The sequence below is a fragment of the Protofrankia sp. CiP1_Cm_nod4 genome (assembly GCF_982290645.1).
In genome coordinates, this window is sequence record NZ_CEVIVC010000087.1 from 18,288 (window position 1) to 21,168 (window position 2,881).

The window sequence follows — 2,881 nt, forward strand, 5'->3', positions numbered from 1 at the left end:
AACTCCGGCGTCCTGCTTCCCCGGCGGGCGCGGTATACGGAATGAAGGCTAGCGAACCGCGAATTTTGCGATCATGCATGGCACCGGTGACGCGCCGTCAGCCGTGGAAAGCCTGATCGACAGTGACGCTCCCGGGTGCGCCGCCTGCGGGGCCCGGCGCCGCGTTCCGCACGCCACCGCCCGCAACGCCCGCTGGTGCCGTGCCGGCGACCCGGACGGGTACGCGCCCGGTGGATACTGACCGGGCGGCGGCGGCCCGGGTGGATACGTGGCCGGCGGATGCTGGTCGACGGCAGGCGCGATGGCGACGACCCAGCCCACGACAGTCCAGAGTCCAGCCGAGGAGTGTGCCCCGCGGGGCGCGTTCAGGGGGTTTCGCCGCCGAGGGAGTCGGCGAGGGCGGTGAACTCGGCGAGGGCGGCCTGGAGGTCCTCGACGATCTCACGGGCGATCAGCTCGGGGGGCAGCAGGCTGTCGGCGTCGTCGAGGGCGGGGTCCTTCAGCCAGGTGATGTCGAGGTTGACCTTGTCGCGGGCGATCAGGTCGGCGTGGTCGAAGGCGCGGAAACGCTCGGACTCGACCCGCTCGTCGTGGGGCTTGCCGGGCAGGTAGGCCTCGACGAAGTCGTCGAGGTCCGCGCGGCGCAGCGGGCGCTGTTTGAGTGTGAAGTGCCTGCCGGTGCGGAAGTCGTACACCCACAGCTTCGAGGTGTTGTGGCCGCCGCCGCCGCGGGGCGGCTTCTTCTCGAAGAACAGGACGTTGGCCTTCACCCCGCCGGCGTAGAAGATGCCGGTGGGCAGGCGCAGGAGGGTGTGCAGGTCGAACTCCTCGAGCAGCCGGCGGCGGACCCTCTCCCCGGCGCCGCCCTCGAACAGCACGTTGTCGGGCAGGACGACGGCGGCCCGGCCGTTCATCGCCAGCAGCGACATGATGTGCTGGAGGAAGTTGAGCTGTTTGTTGGTGGTGGTGGCGCGGAAGTCGGCTCGCTCGTAGGAGATGTCCTCGCGTTCGGCCCGGCCGTCGGTGCCGACGACGGTGATCGCGGACTTCTTCCCGAACGGCGGGTTGGCCAGCACCAGCGAGGCGTGCCGGCGGGGCTGCTCGGCGAGCGCGTCGGAGACGGTGATCAGGGATGGGCCGTCGGCGTCACCGATGCCGTGCAGCAGCATGTTCATCGCGGCGAGCCGGGCGGTCCCGGTGACGAGTTCGGTGCCCCAGATCTTTCCCGCGCCGAGGGAGAGCCGGTCCTCGCGGGAGATGTCGTCCATGTGGTGGGTGCGGATGTAGTGGTGGGCGGCGATGAGGAAGCCGCCGGTGCCGCAGGCCGGGTCGGTGATCGTGTCGGTGGGGGTCGGCTGGGTGACGTCGACCATGGCGTCGATGAGGGCGCGGGGGGTGAAGTACTGGCCGGCGCCGGTCTTGGTGTCCTCGGCGCCCTTGGCGAGCAGGCCCTCGTAGGCGTCGCCCTTGAGGTCGGTGCCCTGGATCGTCCACTCCTCCCGGCCGATCAGGTCGATGACGAGCCTCTCCAGCAGCGCGGGCTCGGTGATCCGGTTCTGCGCCTTGGCGAAGATCGTGCCGAGGGTGGTGCCGGCGTTCCTCGCCAGCGCCTCCAGGGTCCGCCGGTAGTGGACCTCCAGGTCGACGCCCTTGAGCCGGGCGAGCGCCTGCCAGTCGAACGCGGCCGGGACGACCGGCCGGGCCTCCTCCTCGGTGAACGGGTCACTGGCGATCTCGTCGGCCATCTTGAGGAAGAGCAGATAGGACAGCTGCTCGACGTACTCGATGGTGGACAGCCCGCTGTCCCGCAGCACGTTGCAGTAGTTCCACAGCTTCGCGACCAGCGAGCTGGTCTGCGCATGTGCCTGAGCGGGGGAAGCGGGAGTCACAGCTTAAGCTCCTGTTGAACAGCATCAGCGGGGACGGACGCCGCGCCCGCAAAGGCCGACGGCCCATCGACTGTAGCCGCAGGTTTGCGAGGACGACGGGCGGCACGTCTGACCCCGCCCTTGCCACCCCGGGCACCCTGAGCCTCACGCTCAGCCCGAATCCGCTCCAACAACACGGACGCCGGCTCATCAGCCGAATCCTGCGGGACGAGTTCGCCGCTGAAGGCGCGGGCGAGGATCGCACGTCGGAGAGCCTTCGATCTCTTCGTCGCCTGTTCCGACAGTCTGGCCGTGGCAGCGAGCATCGAGAGCTGTCCCTCGATGCGTTCCAGGATGGCAGCCTGCTCCTCGGGCGGCGGGACCGGAACCGGCAGCTGCTTGATTTTCGACAGGCTGATGGACGCCAGGTTCACGCTCTGCTTGCCGTTGGCCTCGAACCAGCGGGCGGCACTGTTCGCATACCAGGAGAGCAGCTTTGGATGAATGATGTTCTCGCGAATCCGGGCGCGAAACACATGGTTCTGGTGGATCACGCCGGGGATCTGCTCCTCCCAGACCCACCCGCGCCCCAGCTTGTCGCGGTCCCCGCCCTCGTTCAGGAGAACGTCACCCGCCCGCAGCGCGAGCTGCGCGGCTTTCGCCGCCGGCACGCGAATCATCGCAATCTTGGAAAGATCCAGCCACCCTCGCTGGACGTTCGCCACCCGTAGATAGGGAACCTCAGGAAAATCGGGGTCGGACTGCTTCTTCAGGTCCTTGGTGATCCCGCCGACGACATCGGCGATCTCCCCCAGCCGCAGCCACGTCCAAGAGGCTGGGATTCGGGGGAGCAGCCCGTCATCCGTTCCGCCCGGTGTGGGCGGGGCCGCGGCGGGCTCGCCGGTTGGCACGTCATACCCATAGGCGATGGCTGAGACGGCTTCTTCAAGATGTCGGGCCCGGACGGTGGCCCGAGCGACCAGCCGCTCGGCGCTGTCGAGGCGGGAGAGGTG

Annotated in this window: 3 protein-coding genes; 1 reads left to right on the plus strand and 2 read right to left on the minus strand. The window is 68.9% G+C overall.

The features are described 5' to 3' along the window. Window positions 1-73: 73 nt before the first annotated feature. Window positions 74-241, plus strand: coding sequence for a hypothetical protein (locus AC5LSR_RS16300; RefSeq protein WP_250291783.1), 168 nt, complete (start codon window positions 74-76; stop codon window positions 239-241). A 124-nt stretch (window positions 242-365) separates the two neighbouring features. Here the strand turns inward: AC5LSR_RS16300 and AC5LSR_RS16305 are convergent, their stop codons facing one another. Together AC5LSR_RS16305 and AC5LSR_RS16310 are read right to left on the minus strand one after the other, a co-directional pair. Continuing rightward, a complete protein-coding gene (locus tag AC5LSR_RS16305) occupies window positions 366-1,889 on the minus strand; it encodes a class I SAM-dependent DNA methyltransferase (protein ID WP_493468646.1) in 1,524 nt (507 codons plus the stop codon). Next, on the minus strand, window positions 1,886-2,881 hold a 996-nt coding region (locus tag AC5LSR_RS16310), incomplete at its 5' end, for a restriction endonuclease subunit S (RefSeq protein WP_493468647.1). The genes AC5LSR_RS16310 and AC5LSR_RS16305, both read right to left, overlap by 4 nt.

Coding starts and splice junctions, on each gene's coding strand:
- AC5LSR_RS16300 (WP_250291783.1), top strand. CDS start 74: ATGCATGGCACCGGTGACGCGCCGTCAGCCGTGGAAAGCCTGATCGAC.